General features: G+C 42.4%; 13 protein-coding genes and 2 pseudogenes. 7 read left to right on the top strand and 8 right to left on the bottom strand.

Annotated features, from left to right (window positions below; all coding sequences use genetic code 11):
* Window positions 1-28 precede the first annotated feature (28 nt).
* The 3 genes from J2Z65_RS21520 to J2Z65_RS21510 all read right to left on the bottom strand — a co-directional run bounded on the left by J2Z65_RS21520 (window position 29) and on the right by J2Z65_RS21510 (window position 4,647).
* A complete protein-coding gene (locus J2Z65_RS21520; RefSeq protein WP_167051904.1) occupies window positions 29-3,022 on the bottom strand; it encodes a DEAD/DEAH box helicase in 2,994 nt (997 codons plus the stop codon).
* Window positions 3,013-4,278 carry a hypothetical protein gene (locus J2Z65_RS21515; protein ID WP_167051902.1) on the bottom strand — a complete coding sequence of 422 codons (1,266 nt, stop codon included), beginning with the start codon at window positions 4,276-4,278 and terminating at the stop codon, window positions 3,013-3,015. Before J2Z65_RS21515 ends, J2Z65_RS21520 begins: the two co-directional genes overlap by 10 nt.
* Window positions 4,279-4,392: 114 nt before the next feature.
* Entirely contained in the window at window positions 4,393-4,647 is a 255-nt protein-coding gene (locus J2Z65_RS21510; protein ID WP_167051635.1) for a hypothetical protein, read from the bottom strand.
* Window positions 4,648-5,025: 378 nt separating this feature from the next.
* Between J2Z65_RS21510 and J2Z65_RS21505 the strand changes: the two genes are divergently transcribed.
* A complete protein-coding gene (locus tag J2Z65_RS21505; protein WP_167051900.1) occupies window positions 5,026-9,183 on the top strand; it encodes a GGDEF domain-containing protein in 4,158 nt (1,385 codons plus the stop codon).
* 844 nt (window positions 9,184-10,027) lie between these two features.
* Window positions 10,028-10,225 (top strand): hypothetical protein, encoded by a 198-nt coding sequence (locus tag J2Z65_RS21500; RefSeq protein ID WP_167051898.1) that lies wholly within the window; start codon window positions 10,028-10,030, stop codon window positions 10,223-10,225.
* 316 nt (window positions 10,226-10,541) lie between these two features.
* On the opposite strand, the pseudogene groEL reads toward J2Z65_RS21500, so the two are convergent.
* The 3 genes and pseudogenes from groEL to J2Z65_RS21485 all read right to left on the bottom strand — a co-directional run.
* Window positions 10,542-10,712, bottom strand: a pseudogene (gene groEL / locus J2Z65_RS21495) (chaperonin GroEL); the annotation flags it as partial.
* A 227-nt stretch (window positions 10,713-10,939) separates the two neighbouring features.
* Window positions 10,940-11,032 (bottom strand): annotated as a pseudogene (locus tag J2Z65_RS21490) (GMP synthase (glutamine-hydrolyzing)); the annotation flags it as partial.
* 282 nt (window positions 11,033-11,314) lie between these two features.
* A complete protein-coding gene (locus J2Z65_RS21485; protein WP_167051897.1) occupies window positions 11,315-12,889 on the bottom strand; it encodes a DUF262 domain-containing protein in 1,575 nt (524 codons plus the stop codon).
* A 364-nt stretch (window positions 12,890-13,253) separates the two neighbouring features.
* On the opposite strand from J2Z65_RS21485, the gene J2Z65_RS21480 reads away from it, so the two are divergent.
* Window positions 13,254-14,162 carry a tyrosine-type recombinase/integrase gene (locus J2Z65_RS21480; protein WP_167051894.1) on the top strand — a complete coding sequence of 303 codons (909 nt, stop codon included), beginning with the start codon at window positions 13,254-13,256 and terminating at the stop codon, window positions 14,160-14,162.
* 112 nt (window positions 14,163-14,274) lie between these two features.
* On the top strand, window positions 14,275-15,108 hold the full coding sequence (locus tag J2Z65_RS21475) for an endonuclease NucS domain-containing protein (protein ID WP_167051892.1): 834 nt from the start codon (window positions 14,275-14,277) through the stop codon (window positions 15,106-15,108).
* A gap of 445 nt (window positions 15,109-15,553) precedes the next feature.
* Here the strand turns inward: J2Z65_RS21475 and J2Z65_RS21470 are convergent, their stop codons facing one another.
* Both J2Z65_RS21470 and J2Z65_RS21465 read right to left on the bottom strand, forming a co-directional pair.
* Window positions 15,554-15,814 carry a hypothetical protein gene (locus J2Z65_RS21470; protein WP_167051890.1) on the bottom strand — a complete coding sequence of 87 codons (261 nt, stop codon included), beginning with the start codon at window positions 15,812-15,814 and terminating at the stop codon, window positions 15,554-15,556.
* 61 nt (window positions 15,815-15,875) lie between these two features.
* Window positions 15,876-16,967, bottom strand: coding sequence for a hypothetical protein (locus J2Z65_RS21465; RefSeq protein ID WP_167051888.1), 1,092 nt, complete (start codon window positions 16,965-16,967; stop codon window positions 15,876-15,878).
* Between the two features lie 869 nt (window positions 16,968-17,836).
* On the opposite strand from J2Z65_RS21465, the gene J2Z65_RS21460 reads away from it, so the two are divergent.
* From J2Z65_RS21460 to J2Z65_RS21450, 3 genes are all read left to right on the top strand, one after another.
* Complete coding sequence (locus J2Z65_RS21460; RefSeq protein WP_167051886.1) at window positions 17,837-18,304, top strand: hypothetical protein; 468 nt, start codon at window positions 17,837-17,839, stop codon at window positions 18,302-18,304.
* 274 nt (window positions 18,305-18,578) lie between these two features.
* Entirely contained in the window at window positions 18,579-18,944 is a 366-nt protein-coding gene (locus J2Z65_RS21455) for a hypothetical protein (RefSeq protein ID WP_167051884.1), read from the top strand.
* A gap of 50 nt (window positions 18,945-18,994) precedes the next feature.
* Window positions 18,995-19,270: a hypothetical protein gene (locus tag J2Z65_RS21450; RefSeq protein ID WP_167051882.1), complete on the top strand. Its 276-nt coding sequence runs from the start codon at window positions 18,995-18,997 to the stop codon at window positions 19,268-19,270.
* The last annotated feature ends 71 nt before the right edge of the window (window positions 19,271-19,341 follow it).

The following is a 19,341-nucleotide window of genomic DNA, read 5'->3' as shown; positions in this document are numbered from 1 at the left end:
GCCGCGATGATGCGGCGCTTCTTTGTTATTACTTCTCCACCCACTCCCGCCGAAGTGAGAACAGCTCCCGCAGCTCACTCGTCGACATCTCTGTGACCCAGCTCTCACCGGTACCGACGATTTGATCGCTGAGGCCTTTTTTGCGTTCGATCATCTCATCGATACGCTCTTCGAGCGTGCCCAATGTGATGAACTTGTGCACCTGCACATCGCGGGTCTGGCCGATGCGAAAGGCACGGTCCGTGGCCTGGTTTTCCACGGCGGGGTTCCACCAGCGGTCATAGTGGAAAACATGGTTCGCCGCGGTGAGGTTTAAACCGGTTCCTCCTGCCTTCAGCGAGAGGATGAAGATTCTACAGCGCTCCCCCTCCGGGAGCGCCTCGTCCTGGAAGCGCGCGATCTTCTCATCGCGCTTCGCCTTGGCTACTCCCCCGTGCAAAAACTGCACGGGCTCCCCCCGCTCCTGCGCGATAACGCGCTGCAGGAGGTGGCCCATCTCGACGAACTGGGTGAAGATGAGGCAGCCGCCTCCATCGCTCCTCAGTTCGTCAAGCATTTCAAGCAGGCGCTCCAGCTTCGCTGAGCGTACCGCTCTCTCCACTCCGGGTGCTCCAACTTCCCCCGGACGATCTCCATCCTTCAATAACAACGAAGGATGATCACAAATCTGCTTCAGCTTCATTAGCGAAGCAAGAATGAGCCCTTTCTTCTCCATGACGGAAAGGCTATCAAGTCTCTCCATCATGCTCTGCACGACGTTCTCGTACAGCGCTGCCTGCTCGGGAGTCAAAGCCACATAAGCTTTGGACTCCACCTTCTCCGGCAAATCCAGCTGAATCGCCGGATCTTTCTTGACGCGCCTTAGCAAGAACGGGCGGATTAAACGCTGAACGCGCGAAGTCAATCCCGGCGAGCCGTCGGTGCTTTTTTCAATAGGTCCCACATAGTGATGATTGAAGTGCCTCAGCGTCCCGAGGTACCCTGGATTGATAAAATCAAATATCGACCAAAGCTCGGTCAAGCGATTCTCCATCGGTGTCCCTGTCAAAGCTATCCGGTGTAGAGCCTCCAGGCTGCGAATCGCTTGGGATTGCTTGGTATAGGCATTTTTGATATTTTGTGCCTCGTCCAAACAAAGCGTGTTCCAAGCCAAGCTCGATAATTCGTCCTCATCCAACTGAGCGATGTTGTAAGAGGTTATTACGAGGTCTGCGCCTGCCACGGAAGCTTCGAAAGCCTCCCCTTTGGGGCGCTGTGCTCCATAATGGAGATGAACCTTGAGAGACGGCGCGAAGCGCTCAAGCTCTTTTTGCCAGTTGCCAAGGACGGATGTTGGACAAATCAGCAGGGAGGGTGCCGGACTTTGTGAGGGAATTATTGTTTTCAGCGCCAACAAATAAGCAATAAACTGCACCGTCTTCCCAAGCCCCATATCATCGGCCAGACACCCGCCCAGCCCAATCTCTCTCAGAAAAAGGAGCCAAGACACCCCCTCCGCCTGATAAGGCCGCAGATCAGCCTCCAGGCCGTCAATGCGGGCAAGCGGTATTGATTTTCGTTGATTCAGCTTCCTCAGCAAAGTCCTTAGTGAGCTGTTAAGCTCAATGGTAACTTTGAACTCTCGCTCCAATTTCCCGTCTTGAGAGGTCTCGGAAAGTTGAGGGTTCATACTTAGAGAATCTCCCTCTCCTTCCATCAAATGCATCTCCAAAACATCCCGAAAGGAGAGTCCCTTCCTTCTATCCCTGTGCCGCATCACGGCTTTCAACTGCTCCAGGTCTGCTGGATCAAGCTGGACCCATTTGCCGCGGATATAAATCAGCCTTTTTTTCTGCTCCGCAATTTGATGAAACTCTTCCTCGGACAGATCCATCCCGCCCAAAGCGACCCGCCAGTCGAATTGAACGATATGGTCCATGCCAAACATCGGCTTACGTGATGTCCCCACGGAGCTCCGTACTTTCGCACGCAGTTCAGGGCGCCCTTGACTGAGCTCTCCCCACCACGAAGGCAGGAACACCGAGATGCCGGCGGCAACGAGCTGTAGGCTCGATTCCGTTAGAAACTCCCAAGCCTCATCATCCGACAGCTGCTCCACGATTTTCCCCTGCTGGTACTCACTCTCCAACTGTGGCAAAATACGCAGGACCCGATCCGTTTGCTCCTGAATTTTTACCTCAATACTATCCTGCCACGCTGCAGGAGCTCGTCCGGCCAGACTGTTCCCCGTCGTGCTGAATTCCACGAATCGGTTCGCATCCCTACGATCCTGCGCGATGAATCTTAGACGCCAGTCAGCTCCGTTATCTTTGGCCGCCGTCGTCCCGTCCAAATAGGTTTCCACATAGGGCTCCACGAGCTGCACGCAAATCCGGTACGGCGTGTCGTCCTGTTTCCAGCCAATCGCCAGAAGCCAGTCGTGCTCCTGCATCCAGCTTACACCGGCGACAGGCCCTTTCTTCAGCAGTGTATTCCCCTCCGATAAGCGGCTCCATGCCACGCCAATCTCCGACTCTGGCTCTTCTTTAACCTTTTCCCCAGCAGCGGTATTGAACCAATCAAGCCAGAACTCTTCACCCAGCCGCCCGCCATAAAGCTGCTCAAGCTCTCCCAGTTTTGCACCTGGCAGCTGCGGCTTCCACCCTATGCCGCCTTGAAGCAGCCAATGCCGAAAAGACGGCTTGTACCAACCGGCAGCCAGCGCCTCTCTGAACAGAGAGGCCCCTTTTTTCATTAACAGCACGTCTGAATCCCACGATAATTTCCCATGCAATAAAACGCCCGGTCCAGCCAAGTAATCCATTGCCATATATGGCGTTACGACTAAAGCTTCACCATATCCGGTTCGAATGCTTTCGAGCTGTGTGCCATAAAAAGACCCTTCATGCCAAGCAAATAGCAGTTTCCGCAGCACATAGGCAGGAACCTCATTGGCTTGCTCCGTCTCCCCATAGAAGGCAAAGCTCCCAGTTGGGAGCATTTGTACCCGAATATGTATCTGTGACAAGCTGATCATATCCATAGCTTCCCTTTCCGTAATTCTTCGAGAAATGCGCGATAGCGCGAATACTGCTTGATAAGCTGCACCAAATACGCTTCGAATCTTGGTGTCTGTTTCAGCTTTTTATAAGCAGCAGCCAACTTTTTAAGCAGCTTAACAGCTTGTTTATACCCGTCGCGATTTTTATACTGAATACTTTCCTCCACCGCATAATGATATATGGGCAGCAGCACGCGAACATCAGCTCTCTCGACCTTTTTCAAGACAGCCGAATCCAAGTATTCGGGAGATACATGAAGCGCCAAAATCAAATCGGCCCAGGATTGAAATTCTTCTTTGTCCAGTAAGAAACGGGCATAATGCCCATAACTGGCGGGCAGCAGCCCTATCATCACTTCTCTGTGCTCTTTGTCAATATCAACATAGGCTGCCGCCTCTCTCCAAAAATCCAAATACTCATCTGCATGATGCAGCGCTTCCTGTTGGATAATGGGTCTCAGCCACCGGAGCCACTTTAATAACCGCCCCCACTGCCGCTCCTTAACAAAAGTGCTCAAATAACCGAACCAATCCTGAGACTTGATCTCATCAAAACCTGTCGTCACTCGATCCCAGGCATTTTCGTCTTCGCCGGCCAAGATATCAAAATGCGCTAAAGCAACGACCGCAGCTTCACGCGTCCTCTTATCCCGCCCTCTATCGGCGGCAATCTGCCGTAATCTGGCTAGCTCGTCCGCTACCAGACTCTTCTCATTCAGCAAACCGGACCACAGGAGTTTACTGGTCTCAGACCATTTGGTATTGGAATCCTCTGATTCCTTAGCAGCCTGCACAGCCACGTAAGACGCAAGGTCCTTCAAATGTTCGGGGTACTTCTTTTGCGCTTTTTCCATATCGATCTCCCGAAGAACGGAAGTTAACTGTTCATGGCTGTGTTTCGCGATTTTGGAAAAATAATAGCCTGCATTATAGAAGAAATCATACATACCTGACTTCGCCTCAGCCAAAGCATCACAGAGCTGAATGAGATACAACACTACTTGAATATCGTAAATCCCCCGTATCGTCGGTTCCCACTCATCTGCGAGCTGATTCAGCTGTCCCCAGGCGCGCATATACAATTCCTCGACACTAAAAGCATTATATACCTTGGCATTCGCATATTGCTTATCAAAGTAAGATACCCACTCCACGCACGTTCCTGCCTCTTTTGGCACTTTAACCGGAACGCGGGACGCGAGATCGAATTGTGACTGCTTAGCATCTAGTTCAAACATCTTTGATCCTCCACCACTCTTAAAAAGCTATCCCTCCATTATACAGGAAAAGGCATCCCATCGATAAAAAAACCCTAGCTGGAATCTTCGCAGATTCAGACTAGGGTGTCACGCTTATTTGTCGCGCAGCATGCCTTGGTGCGGATGCGGGTGAGTGCCGCAATACTCATCGGTCTCTTCACAAGTGTACACATGCTCATAGACAGGTACACAGTGATGTCTGTTTACGATTTGAATGGGATGGATAACTTGAACTTTTTGCGGGTGATAGAAATCTCTAACAACTCTTTCTGGACTCGTCATTATAGGGTCAGCAGGCGGACACTGAAATTGTTTTCCTTGGCCAGGTTGGTTCGGTTGGAAAGCCATTGATAAGTCAACTCCTCTTTAGGTTTGTGTTAGTATACGTCTATGCCTAGTCCGAGGAATGTACCAATGCCTAGTTTTCAAATAATTAGGCTAAATTATATAGCCAAGCAGGTAGATGTCCAAGCGGGCAAGCAATAGCCAGGCAGTCCTGACTCAAGGAAGGCGCTGTTTCGTTTGAATTTTCAGCATTGTGTCTCCCATTTACGGCTTATTTTTGATACAATTGAATGACTAGTCCACATTGATGGAATCATCCCATCCCTTGCATACAGAATCTTATACTTTAGAAGGAGAGGGAGTAAGATAAATACTACAATTCAAAGCACCTATCCGGATACTCGACATCTAACTTACTCTCACACTTTTGAATATTCAGAAATGCATTTTAGTCATAAGCTATGGCACTACTTTCACTATAAACAAATTGAAAGCCGCCTGACTGCTTGGACAGAAGCGGCTAAAGGTGATTTTTTTCGTCAGCCGACAGGCTGGAACCTCGTTGAAGGAAATCTGATTGTTCAGCTTCCCTCATTACCCGAGGGCTTCATCCCCTTATCGCAATTGGATCACAAACAACTGAGTGACGAGGCCAAAGGAAAGCTGCTTATCTCTATTTGTGAAGCGCTCACATTCCTGCATGATAAGCAGTTCTTTATGGGCTTTTTGCTGCCCGACATGCTGTTTTTTCATCCAAAAACGAAAGCTATTCTTCTTGATGTCCAACCATTCCCATCCGCCATTGAGTTTATCAATCACTTACTGACGGATTATCCATACCGTTTATTTCCACGCTATGCACGGAGGTTTCTTTTATCTCGTATCGCGGATTTTGAATCTATTCATTTGCTGCTGGATTTCATGTATGACGTTGTCCCTGCTGCTTTGCAGCCTTTATCCGAGCGGCTCCGTACCAAGCCGGAAACGTTTCTATTCGCTGATGAAATTGCAGCTTCCCTTCGTGCCAGCCTGCATCTTCCTGTTAAATCACAGCCGAATACGGCTATCCAAATAAGATCAAATTTGCTTCACCCATCTGCTTCTCCTCTCTCACATGAACAGCAGGAGCTTTTTCGCGTTTTTTTGAAGTCCAATGAAGATCGTCTGCTAGGTCTCATCTGTGAAGATGAGGCTATTCGTTTCGATTTATATGCGCAGTACATTAATGAGGTCATTGAAAAAGGGTATTACTTCAAAATCATCTCGCAGGAGCTGCCGTACTCTACCTTGCGCGAAGTAGTCTCAAGAACGCTGCACCGAGCCTACGATATCCTGCCTGAGTCCGTAACGATGCTGCGCAACCTGGCTAGGAAATTTGATCAACTGCTCAAAAAACACTATGAAGGCGACGACATCCTGTATTTGCTGACGGAGTGGCTGCATCAATTTTTCTCGTCGGTGATTCCGCTGTTCCCGATTCAAAACTTTGTTTTCACTTTTGAAAACTGCGAGCACTTTGATGAGGATTCACAGCTCATTTTGTTGAATTTTTGGAGGGAGCACGGGCATGAGATGAAGTGCCTGCATTTCATTTTCAGCGGGAGCTGTGTGCCAACCCAATTTAAGGCGGTAACTTTTCAAACGCTTGAAATTCTTCACTCCGATCCGGCCATTTATGAGCGATTGCTCGCTTCACAATTCGGACGAGCGGATAAAGCTTTAGTGAGCGAGTTGAAAATTTGGTTGTACGAAAATGAGGTTAACACTAGCCACTTAAGGATCATTTTGGAGGAGCTCATTGAGTCCCATAGCATTGGGCTTACACGAAACGGTTGGCAAAAAACAGCCGGATTTCACCTGGATCATCAGAAGCTGAACCCCCTTCATTTGTTTGCAAAGCGTATCGCTCTTTTGGATAAGAAAGAAGAGGAGCTCCTGAGACTCTTGTGCTGTTTGCCAATGCCCATCAACTTAGTATCGCTTTTTACCGCGAATCGGCTGGATTCTGGGAATATTCTGCTTTCGGTAGCCAAACTTGCAGAAATCGGCCTTATTCATATCAGCCGCAATGACAGTCTATTTATTTCGAGCGACATCGCCAATTTGGCGCTGGGGCGGCTGTCTGAGAGCGAGCTTGCGACATACTACCAAACCGCACTGAAATATCTATATCGGTTTCGTCCATTTGCGCTGCCTCAGCTTATTTCTCTGTCCTGCCAAGCCGGGGAGTACAAGGTCGAATATTATTTACTTTTAAAATATTACAGACAGATTCGCTCCTTGCTTTCCTACAGCCAAAAGGCCGAATTATTAGAGCGCATCAAATATTTATACGAAAAACTGGAAAGGCCCTACCTTGTCTTCCTGGATCGGCTGCTCAGCCGCATGCATCATCTGCTCAATCAGTTTGCGCTGTCGGAAAAATTAGCTTTAACCGTCTATGAACGGACAGGAAGAATTTCCGATCGCTTTGGTTGGCTGTATATCCGCATGATTCAAAATGACCTGGATGTCTATCAACTGCGAGAAGAGCTCTTTCCCTTTATTTTGGACGAGAGCCAGCAGCTGGCGGATCGGGTGAGGGCAGCATTTTTGCTCAATACCAGCAACCTCTGTTTTCCGCTGCAAGATGAAGAAATGCATAGACTGCATGTTTTTTATACCGAGGTGGTGTACCCTAAGCGCCATTTGCTTACCCTGCGTCATTTTGCCGAAATTACAAATTACTATACCATCAATATGCTGATTCATTTTCCGGAAACCGAGGAATGGGCCTTATCGATTACTGCTAAGCTGGAGCCGCTTCTAGACTCCTCACCGCATACAGATCTGATGCTGCGCCTTTACGACATTTATTCCTATCAGAGCAACAATAAGATCATCAATACGTATGTCTATCGTGGAATTGAAGGCGCCAAGCGTTCCGGATACACCATTAAGGAACAAGTCGGGCATCTGAACGCGATGGAGCTTTCCTTGAATCAAGGCGATATTGCCAGTTACTTGTATCATAAAGAACGGGTTTTGCAGGTCGACTTGCTAAGACGCAAGGATTTGGCGGAAAACTATTTGACCAATCAGCTCTTATTCGCGCTGGAATGGGAAGAATGGACGCTGTTTCAGCAGTTGGAGTCCAGCCTGATTGAGCAGCAGATTACGGATTGGAGTCTCTCCTTATTGTCCGTGTTCCGAGGCTACGCCGCTTTTCGCAGGCACCAACCGGTTCATCTTCCCGACTCTCTCGAGAATGAGAACCATGCTATTTTCCTTGAAGCTCTGCGTCAAACGAGTCTAGGCGATGCCGAACAAGCCTGCAAACTCTTTGAGCAATTTATATCCAGAAACAACTCGGGGCTATATGCAGGCTGGGCATACCGGGAGATGCTTCCCCTCCTGCTCGAGCTTCGCTCGGAGAAATTGGAGGCATGGTTCGACCATTTCGAAGCCTATTTGAAACGATACGCCTATGACGTCTTTTGGCCTGATTATTACAGACTTTCAGCAGAAAAGTCCATGTCCGAGGGCGATATCCAACATGCCATGCTGTATTTGCGGAGAGCCTTAAACGGCTATCAGATGATTCAAAAGGAAACGTGGCGGCCGTTTCTGACTGCCTGCATGGAAAGAGTGATTGCTCCTGCCTATGTGCCGGCCTCCCCTACCATTCTGCACGACGAGTATGTTCAGCAAATGACTGCTGACCGTGAACAATGGCTGCTGCTTTCCTTGGATCTGCAAATTATTATCGAGCTCAGCGAGCAAGTGACCGAAACGTTGGATCTATCCACGACCATGCAAAGACTGACCAAAGCGCTGTTCGACTACTTTCCGGTCATCCAGCTTTCGATCACGTACAAGCTTCTGCACTATAAGCAAAAGGTTTTCGTCACGGCCTCCGGTCTGCGCGATCATGACGAATTGATTGCCTACCAGGCACGAAGCGAATACAGCTGCGCGCTCAGCTTCACACTGTTTCAGCGGGGCGATCAAGCAATTACCTTACAGGTTCATGTCGACGGCATGACCAAAACCAAACAGCAGCATATGGAGCACTTCCTTTCTTTCATCAAACCGCATATCATCAACGTGCTTCTGCATCGAGAAATGGTTATTGATAACCTCACCGGATTTTACTTGCGGGGCTATTTCATGGAGAAACTGAGAGAAGAGTTCGAGCTTGCCAGCCGCTATCAACTGGACCTATCGGTCATCATGATCGATGTCGATAATTTCCGGAGAGTCAACGAGTTCGGACATCCCGAAGGGGACCGGGTACTGCGGGAAATCGCCGATATTTTCCGGTTTAATTTGAGGAAGAGTGACATCGCAGGCCGATATGGGGGCGAGGAGCTCATTCTTATTTTACCGAAAACGGACGGCAAAGAAGCTCTGAAGATTGCCCATCAGCTGCGGGGCGAGATTGAGAAAGAGTTCGCCTACGGGCGTCCGTACAACATCACCGTCAGCGTAGGCGTATCCTCCCTGGAGTTGTGCAAGCCAAGCTCGATTGAGCAGCTTATTGAGCAGGCGGACACAGCCGAAATTACGGCAAAGCGGACGGGGAAGAATAAGGTGATTGCAGCTTGGGAAATGTGGTGAGACGAGGTAGGTGGTTATGCGCTTTGCAGCCATCCGTCTAGCCGACAAGCGGGAACTATGATCCGCTATTTCCCAAAAACTCGACACTTGTGCAGTGGATGAGGAACTATGATCCGCTATTTCAACGAATTGGGCTCAAAAGTAGGGCTGTTAGGTCAGATAAGGCCCTCTAGTTCCCCCAAGCCGCATCAATGAGCCTGTTTAGTTCAAATAGCGCCCGGTAGTTCCCCCATCAGGGGTGCCGCCAATTTGGCTTTGTCTCATGTCTCCAAATAAGTCACAGACGAAAAAGGCCAGACAGTCTGGCCTTTTCTCACCTGTAACGATGAGAAACATCGTTGCAGTACGTGAGCGCCGCGGCGGAGCATCTGTAGCGATGTAAAACATTGCTACATGACGAAAAAGGCCAGGCAGTCTGGCCTTTTCTCACCTGTAACGATGAGAAGCATCGTTACTGCACGTGAGCGCTGCGGCGGAGCATATGTAGCGATGTAAAACATCGCTGCTCTTGCAACAGGGCTATGCTCTTCTCACATTACGACACACGTAATTATAAAGAAAACTTTATATTTTTTTCGTCAAAATCCAACATCATTCCCTTTGAAAATCCTGCATAATAGGTATAATTAACTATTCATAACAGGAGAATACTACTATGCCAAGTTATTATTTCAAAGAATTTTGGACCCCGCTTAAATTAATTGGTATACGATTTTATCGTGATGATGAATATGACATTTGGGTGAAATATTGGAATCGGCCCAAACAACTGTTAAAATAATGTTAAGCGAACTCATCAAAAGCAAATCCTGCAGCCGATGTAGAGTGTACTGGGGAAATGACATTGAAAAAGAATAATGCTATTGCTTTAGCAATCATGTTTCTTTTTGGTGCAGGAATTGTGTGTACATGGAGTAGTCTTGATTGGGGTAATGAAAGTCCTACCGTCAATATCAAGTCGAATGGATACGCCCAGGGCAAGTCATTATATGGATTTATTTTTTATGAAGAAACGGCCTCGAACTTCATTCAAATCAAGTAATATACAATAGGTGCGTTTGGGGCTTGATGGTAAAATATCTCCGCTACCGTGAGCACCGGACAAACAAAAAGCCCGTTGGAAAGCATAAAGCATTCCCGGGCTTTTTCCTTGCCTTTAAACTAGGACGATAGAACAAGAATGTCTATTGTCATGCAACTAATAAATGCAACTAAGAAATACAACTAAGACAATGACCAAAGAAGCTTCCCACAAGTTCGATGAACTCATGAGAAGCTTCTAATCAATCAAACCATGGTTACCCGCAATGGGCAATCGTGATGGTCTGAGCTTGATGTAAAAGGCTTTTCGGCCTTTCTTACATCATGCCGCCCATTCCACCCATTCCGCCCATATCAGGCATGCCTGGTTTGTCTTTTTCTGGTTTGTCAGCGATAACCGCTTCAGTAGTCAAGAACATAGCTGCTACGGATGCTGCGTTTTGAAGAGCGGAACGCGTTACTTTCGCAGGGTCAACGATACCAGCTTGGCTTTCAGGGCATATTTGTCACTATTATTAATAACGAATTCAGAGCAATGACTACTTCTTGCAATCAGGCTTACAAACACATTATAAAGTGGTGGTTGCTTTATGTAAATACTCTCTTCGAAGCTTACCTATTTTCCTCTAACAACTTACTAATTTCAGACAAAAAAACTCCCAATCATCGACTTACTAATACAACTGAAAGAGAGTTTATGGTTATTCAGTTTAATCTATTCCCACTCAATGGTAGCTGGCGTTTTGGACGTGATGTCGTACACGATACGATTCACGTTTTCTACCTCATTTACGATACGTACGGAGATGCCGCGGTATTGAGAGATCTTAGCCATACCAGTCAAAAATTAAAGTGACTAGTTAGTGTACCTACATCAAATTTTAATTTCTTGGCAATAAGCATAATAAATCTAACTAGCCACTACTTGTGATAACGGTTAACCGTAATGTTTCTAAGCACAAAGTACGATCTACCACAAGGTTTATTTCATAATCTAAAGATTGAGTTAGTTTAATAATAAAAAAATCTTTTTCTCTTATACAATAAGTATAATCGAGAAAAAGATTTTAATTATATTTATGTGATAAGGCTATGATAATAGCTTTTGCACCTTTTCCATAAGCAATTTATTTCGTTTTTCTACAAACTCTTCATAACTTAAATCAAAGCTATTGGGAGGACATACAGCATGCTCTAATACCAATTCAGGTTGCTCAATCAGTTGTTTATATTCTTTAGGGTCTTTATCCTTAATTTTTATATTATCAGCCTTTGAAAGAAAACAAAAATTAGTTAACATATTTATTTCACCTTTATCTACACCTTTTCTTTCCAAATGCTTTTGTGGAAATATATGATGAAACTCAGTAGTATATGCAATTCTAAGTTTTACATCCAAATCAATATCGCTACCAGATATGAACGATTTAGGGCTTTGATTTGCCAGAAAAGTAATAAATGTTTTAGTGGCTACTGTAGTAGTATTAAAACGATTTTCCTTGAAAAAGTCTTTGTTCAAATTAACAGCATAACTAAATACACTAGCATTTTCATCATGTCTCAACTTATCCATATCTTCAATATCTCTAGGAATTTTGTTATCAATCGCATTAGAGTAACGTTTTGAAAAACCTACTGACCAAAACCATTTTACAATTTTGGTACGTTGTTTATCCGAAAAAGTATCCCCCATTGCCCTGTCAGTGGCAAAAAATTTAGTTAAAGGTATCAGCATAGATGGATAAGGTAGATATTTTATGTCATATACCTTCAAATTGTCTGATAAAAATTGAATGCTTGATTTAATTCCATTCTCTATTTTAGTAAATTCTGTCCTCACGTCATGACCATTTAACTCTATTATAGAATCAGTACTCGATTTATTTAATAATACTCCTGTACAGCACTTTAATAACAAATCTATGTGATTTGAATTTTGACTATCTATTCCGAAGTCTTCTAGTTCAGAAGCTAATGCAGTAAACTTTTCTTGTAAAACAAAGTCTTCACTCCAACTCCATGCCGCTAATAGTTGATAATGGTCAAGGTCAGTTCCAGCAGTATTCACTCTTTCAAATACCATTGAAACTAATTTCATGTCGTCAGTTTTCATTTTTTCAATGGGAATTACTTTAGTTGATAATTTTCTCATCACTCTATCTAATTTATCTGCTTTTTCGTCAGATAAGTCTCTTGTTGCCTTTCTATATTCAACGGAATCCATAATTTTATGTACTGGAAAGTATCTATTTAAATCCACTTCATTTTCTTTTAACGATACAAACAGACTTTTACTATCTTCTAAAGGGCTTTCCATATCAAAGTATATGTCTATCCAATCTGGATTATCCTTTGCTAAAATGTCTCTGTTAAACAATGTACAAAGTGAAGTTATCCTCTGTTGACCATCAAGTACATATTGATATGTTTGTAGACCGTCCAATACAGGAGATTCAATACTACCTAATTTTTTGTCACTTTTAAGTAAGTTAGTCGTTTCCCAAAACAAAACATTTCCAATTGGAAAACCCTTTACTAAACTGTCATATAATAATCCTACCTGTTCAGATGACCAGACAAACCCCCGTTGAAAGGCAGGAATTCTAATTTTCCCTTGTTTGACTGAACTATATAAATCCTCAATTGTAATATTACTCTGTTCCATTCTTTACACCCCTTTTTATATCTTAGTGTTATCTAGTTTGAATTATTTACCATTATTATAACCTATTTCGATTTATTAGTGTGAAATTTGTGTTCGTTAATCGAATCGCAAGTTATACATATAGGCTTTAAGCACATTTCTGTTTACCTGTGAACTTATAAATATTATGGCAATAAAACTATAAACCTCCCCCTCGTATCGTAAAAATTCCTAATAGCGATATTGGAAGTAGCGGGATAATTATTCGCAGAATTATTATTCTACCTTGAATTCACTCTGAAACAGTGATATTCTGTTCGTAGAACACTCAAACCAACAATAACTGCAACTTCGCAGAACACTTTTACGTCTGGGAGGAATCATCATGGAACAATTGAAAAACTTCTTGGTATGGCTCAAAAATGAGGGCAAAGACGAAAAGACGATCTCCGCTTACAAAACTACAGTCGATCAATTCCTTGAATGGGTTAGCGGTACATACGATGAAAAGCCGCTATCTGAGATTAAGCCCATTGACATTAAAGAGTACATTGGGTACATGAAGCACACATTGAACCGTAAACAGGCGACGGTCAATAAAGCGACAGCTTCCCTAAAAACGTACTTCGCGTACCTTGCCAACAATGGAGAAATCTCTGATAATCCAATGACGCGCATTAGGATACAAAAAGTCCAGTCGTCAGAACAGATCGGTGAGACAGGAGTATCTAAGTGGATGACTAAAGAAGAACAAGACAGATTTATTAGTTATTTGGATTTGGAGAAAAACGAGTTTAAGCGTCTTCGCAATCTCGCCATCATTGACGTGATGCTTTATTCGGGCTTACGGGTTGCAGAAGTTGAGGAACTGAAAGTTGATGATGTTAAGGTGAACGGGGACGTTACACTTACGATAAGGGAAGGTAAGAAGGGTAAATACGCAACCGTGACATTAGTCAGCAAGCACAACCGAAACCTCCGTAATTGGCTCAAACAGCGTCAAGCGTTGACGGATGACCGATACGTCCAATCCCCTTACCTGTTCGTCTCAGAACGCACAGGACAGCTTACATCACGAGGGATGCAGGTCATGTTGGATAAGTACGCAAAACTAGCCAGAATGGACAATGTCACCCCTCACAGGTTGCGCCATTCCTTTTGCAAGAACCTTGCTAACTCTGGTGCATCCATTGAAATCATCAGACGTTTAGCAAGACATGAGAATATTCAAACTACCGCTATTTACATTGACCCAAGCCATCAAGAACAAATTAATGCTCTTCGTAAAATGTGAATGTGAAAGCCCCACATTTTTTGTATGGGGGAATCATTAACCCATATAAAATAACTGATCCCCAGCATCTTCTTTTATTCTCAATATCAATACGATTCTTTTGGAGGGACTTATGCAAAAGTTAACTGAAAAGGATATACAAAAAGTTATAGAAGCTAATCCATATCTATTACAAGTAGGGTGGAAACTTCATCTTTCGGAATATTGGGTTGCCGATACATTAAGATGCGACAGTATATTTATTGACGAGAATGAACAGATCATACTAGTAGAGATTAAAAGGAATTTTGCACAGTTTGAGGATATTTCTCAGGTTCTTCGGTATTTTGGATATTTACATGCTCAGGGAATCCAAATTCATAAGGTGTGTCTTGTAGCAAGGGGTTTTACTGCTGAGTTAATTCATTCACTAAAATATAGTAATATTACCCCAATACATGCAAATGAACAAAACATCATCAATATCATCAAAGGCTCGGATGAATCGATTACAGGGGTATACTTGTCTCCAAAAATAGAATTAACACACTCAAATAAATTTCCGCACCTACCCATACATATGGTACCTGACAATACTCAAATTCAACAAATAAAACAAGCGTATCAGCGTTATCAAGACAAATTTAATAACACCGCACAGACACACCTGTATGAAATATGGGAATTCACATTAGTCCCGACCGAATCCTACCTAGTTTCAGTAAAACACAACGGACAGGCATACCATTTTCAGAAAACGTATTCTGCTATGTCTGGAAAAAGCAAAGCATCTCGTAACAATTCAACGCGGATGGCTGCCTGGGAATATTATAAAAAGAATGACCTAGAATGTATGAATTTAGTTATTCACACTTTCAGACCATCAAAAGAGTATTCTCAACAATGGGCAACGGATAAACATACTATTGAAAGTTACGTGAAGGAATTTATTGGTGAAAACCAGTGACTTTGTCACAGTATAGGCGTACACACGTACCTCCATTTCATCAACCCCATAATTGATGTTACATAGTATTATTACACCATATAAACGGTATTTCTTGACACGTAATTTTTGATATGAGTTTTAATACAAAATCGTACTTACAAACCAAAGAAAATAGCCATTCCCAATGTCTCACTGAAATGACTCTTAAATCTTCGTTTTTGATACATCAAGAAAGTGGAGCGGGATGATTACATTTGTGATTCAATATGGGGGCATGGTTTACAGGTTATATCGATCATCTTCCATGACGAATTGGCTTTACACTTCCTTCCATAACCCCAATTAAGGTTTTTCACGATACGAACATCTTTTTTTCGGCTTCTCTATCTCCTATTCTTCAATGAATGATTTCTAACTTCAAAGATGGTAAACGATTGCTTGTCGTAAATACGAGGACATTCTATTAATCAATTGACGATGATAATAATTCCATAATTCTCGTTACCTTTGTATCAAATATATCCTTCACTTCTTCTTCCAGATGAGATAGTTTGACATTTAGCTTCACTTTAATACGATCATTCATTAAATCCTGCTCTTTGACGCTCAGAAGGTACCTCTGCCTGCTAGTGACTTTACCTTCTACTCGTTTGCTCTCGCATAGATACAAATAGAACACATTCTCATTATTCTTGCTCTGTCGCTTCTTAACTCGAATATACATTTATTACACCCCCTTCTATTAATCAAAATAAAAAGCAACCCATTACCATCGAATGGATTGCTCAATGAAACTCAAATGGTAAATCGTCCATATCCGAAATATCAATGTCATTAACAGAGAATTTCGGTTTAGCAGGTCTGATAATCTCGCCTGTGTCTGTGTCTACGATATTGCCATCTATCTCACGCTCGTTTGCCCACCCAATTTCTCGTTCATATCTCTCTTTAGAGATTTTACGTTGTTCTGGAATGACATTCATTTGTATCAAGTTCTGTGCAAACTGGTCATATTCAAGGATGCCATAAGTGTTAGCTTTGCACTTCTTATCCTTTGGCTTGTCTAAGCAGTAAGGCTTGTGGTCATTCGTAATCATGTTATATCTCTCTAAGCTGCCAATTTGATTCTTGACTTCATCAATGGATAACCCTGTTAAATGAGCCATTTTCTTATTGGAGCAGTCGTAACCATTCTCAAACCGATCTGTCATGAACTTCAAGAAGCAATACAAATAAAATCCTTCAACACCTAACTCTGGATTAGTCATGCAAAAAATGAAGGTGTCGATCCCTATCTGGTGAGTATCTTGGATTTGATAGAATGTGCCTGTTTCATCACCATCTCTTTCGTTTTCAGCATCTCTCCAAAATCCCTTAACAGGCATTGCTACCTTCCAATTCTTATTGTTGATATACACCTCTGGATATCTACTCTCATAAATGAATATAACCTCTTTGTATTTTTCTCCTTCATACCAGTAATCACAAGGCTTATCTGATTCCTTGCGAATATACCCAATCTTTTCTAACAATCCAACTTTACTTTTAGTAAGGTATGTGTATTGTTCAGATTTCGCAGGGAAACCCAAGAACTGCTTAATCAAACCTTCATTCAAATTAATTTCTCCAACTTCATCATCCCAATGTCGATACTGCGCATATCTCCACATGTAGTTCGCTAAGAAATAGTACGAATACGCGTATGCTATGTGTGTCGATGTCTTGCCCTTCTCTGTTTCCACTTTCAAATCTGTAAATGCTTTTGTAAAATCAGCAAAGATTTCATTAGGCATAAACACATAATTTTGATATTCATTTACATTTAGCATAATCTTCATTTCTCTCTTGGTAAAAAACGCTTGTCTCTTTCTCGCCATTTCGCCATCTCTCCTGTCTATTTATCCCATGTGATTGAATATCCGCTTGCCGAAAACTACCCATTAAAACAATCAATCTGCGCTTGTAACTCTGTGCTTCTAGGAAACAACCAGAACCTATTGCCACTCTTTTCATGCAAGGCAGAGCAAATGTAACTGAACCCATTGCGCTTCAAAAAACCCATCAATCTGGCGTTATAACAAAAGAAAAAATCCTGCTCTGCTCTCATAACTGATCACCTCGACTAAATATTTTGGGCATAAAAAAAGACCAACTCGTCTTGTGAGTCAGTCAATGTTTTTACCCTTACAATTTATAAAGTCATTTTCCCCTTACTAGTTATGTCAGTAAGATCACATTTCACACAATGAATTTCTTAAAATCCGTTCTACTCCACCCTCATATAATAATAATTAATATCCGCGACATTAATTTTATATATGTTATTAATTATTATATGAGGGGGACAGAGGACGGATTTTAGATATTTGAATACTTCCCCTTATCAAATACTCAATAAAATTCAAGTTTCATTTAGAATCTCATAATGTAATGCCAAAGAAAGTACTTATTTAAAATTAGCAAATTACTATTAGTTTGATTCATCATTGGCTGTATGTTATGATAAGAGGCAAACATTAACCTACGAAAAGAGATGTGATCACATGTTGATTCATCAAATATTTAAAGCAATGAATATTTCATATAAATGTTGCAAAGCGGAGTGGCTATGATGCCCTCCGCTTTTTCTTTGCACAAAAAATTGGCTCTGTACTTTCTTTGGCTATAGAGGAGGTGGTTTACATGTAATGTTTATAAGTTATTCACAATACTTGCTTTACCAATTTTATGGAGGAGATGAATAAGTATGTCTAAGAAGCTTGGTATTGGAAATAACACTCTGTTGCCTGTGAGCGAAAACAAGATTTTCATTGGCCAAATTTCAAATTTCGCTGTAATTGGAAGGGTGCTATGCAAAAGAAAAAGGTATCTGATGGACATTAAGCGCATTAAACAAGTAGTAAAAATGATGGAATTAACAAGTATATCAACTGACAAAATTTCACGAGTTGCACTTTTGAATAGAAATACCGAACTGGAAATAATCGAGAAAGAAGATTGTGTTTCAATTGATGTGAAGTTTAAAGAGAATGGCTTGCAGACTGGTTTCGGAGGTTTAACAGATTCAAAAGGAATTGGTTTTCAAAGATTTCTTAATCAATATAAACTTCAAAAAAGCATCTTGATCGTTCTGATCTGTGAAGAAACAGGCGAAGAGTTTCATATCAATGGATTCTTCAATACAGAACTCAGAACACTAAAAAACATTAAATAATCTTCTTTTGGGGAACTAATCCCCCTTCTTTCTTCTAATTTAATTTAAATCTTTGTTTTATTAAGTATCAGATACAGAAAGGAAGAGTGTCATTCGAAGCAGATACATACATCTCAAACAGTTCAAGTATCCATTATCAAGGATACCTGATGAGCGTCTTGAAGAACTAAAGCAGATTCTTCATAACCAGAATGAAGTGACTGTGTATTGCGACAGTTCTGTTTTTCTTGGGCATCCACTTGTCGGATTATCAGCATGTTATGTTGGATGCGGCATGACAATAATCGAATCCAAGAAGGTTTATACTCAGTTCATCAACAAAACCATGTACGCAGAATTTCTAGCTGTGAAATATGCTATCGAAACCTTGCCGAAGATTTTGTTGGAATACAATAGATATTCTTGCTGTCCAGTGTCTATTACGATACTTTCCGACAGCCAAGTAATTGAAGATTTCATTTATCGCGGCGCAGGGAAGAAAGCTTATATGCGTGAGTTGATTGCTGAAATAAACGCATTGCTGGAATTATTGTCTGATGACCTAAAGGTAACTGTGAAGTACATTGGCGATCAAAAGAATCAAAATATCTTTCACAAGGCAAGCCATAATTCAGCAAGAAGGGCTATCGGTAAGAAGTGAATTTGAAAAGAGATTTATAGCAGAGACCCTCATTAAAAGGAGTAACGTCATTGACTGATAAAGATCAATCTAAAAACCAAGCTGAAAATGATAACAATTCTCTCATTGAAGATCGATTCTTAAAAATTGAACAATTATTATGGGACATTCAAGAAAAGATAAATAAGCATGGTAAGTCTATTGATCTCTTGTTACATGCTACCAATAAACTTGAAGCAAAGACTCTAGCACTAAAGCAACAGTTTAATAAAAACGAATTCATATCTCTGAAAATTATGAGCGAAGGCGCACGAATTGAAACTTATAAAGCTATGTCGGAGGAGTAGAGGTCTCACGGACTAAAAAGACTCTGTATGGTGTTTCAACTCAACTATTGAGAGAAGGAATATTTTAGTTG

The organism is Paenibacillus aceris (assembly GCF_017874035.1).
Classification (GTDB): Bacteria; Bacillota; Bacilli; order Paenibacillales; family NBRC-103111; genus Paenibacillus_E; species Paenibacillus_E aceris.
The sequence above is the reverse complement of the archived record's forward strand: the minus strand, read 5'-3'. Positions and strand labels throughout refer to the sequence as shown.

Bases quoted from the DNA above. Each gene is read 5' to 3' on its own strand.
- J2Z65_RS21520 (WP_167051904.1), bottom strand. From the start codon at position 3,022: ATGGATATGATCAGCTTGTCACAGATACATATTCGGGTACAAATGCTC.
- J2Z65_RS21515 (WP_167051902.1), bottom strand. From the start codon at position 4,278: ATGTTTGAACTAGATGCTAAGCAGTCACAATTCGATCTCGCGTCCCGC.
- J2Z65_RS21510 (WP_167051635.1), bottom strand. From the start codon at position 4,647: ATGGCTTTCCAACCGAACCAACCTGGCCAAGGAAAACAATTTCAGTGT.
- J2Z65_RS21505 (WP_167051900.1), top strand. From the start codon at position 5,026: ATGCATTTTAGTCATAAGCTATGGCACTACTTTCACTATAAACAAATT.
- J2Z65_RS21485 (WP_167051897.1), bottom strand. From the start codon at position 12,889: ATGGAACAGAGTAATATTACAATTGAGGATTTATATAGTTCAGTCAAA.
- J2Z65_RS21480 (WP_167051894.1), top strand. From the start codon at position 13,254: ATGGAACAATTGAAAAACTTCTTGGTATGGCTCAAAAATGAGGGCAAA.
- J2Z65_RS21475 (WP_167051892.1), top strand. From the start codon at position 14,275: ATGCAAAAGTTAACTGAAAAGGATATACAAAAAGTTATAGAAGCTAAT.
- J2Z65_RS21470 (WP_167051890.1), bottom strand. From the start codon at position 15,814: ATGTATATTCGAGTTAAGAAGCGACAGAGCAAGAATAATGAGAATGTG.
- J2Z65_RS21465 (WP_167051888.1), bottom strand. From the start codon at position 16,967: ATGGCGAGAAAGAGACAAGCGTTTTTTACCAAGAGAGAAATGAAGATT.
- J2Z65_RS21460 (WP_167051886.1), top strand. From the start codon at position 17,837: ATGTCTAAGAAGCTTGGTATTGGAAATAACACTCTGTTGCCTGTGAGC.
- J2Z65_RS21455 (WP_167051884.1), top strand. From the start codon at position 18,579: ATGACAATAATCGAATCCAAGAAGGTTTATACTCAGTTCATCAACAAA.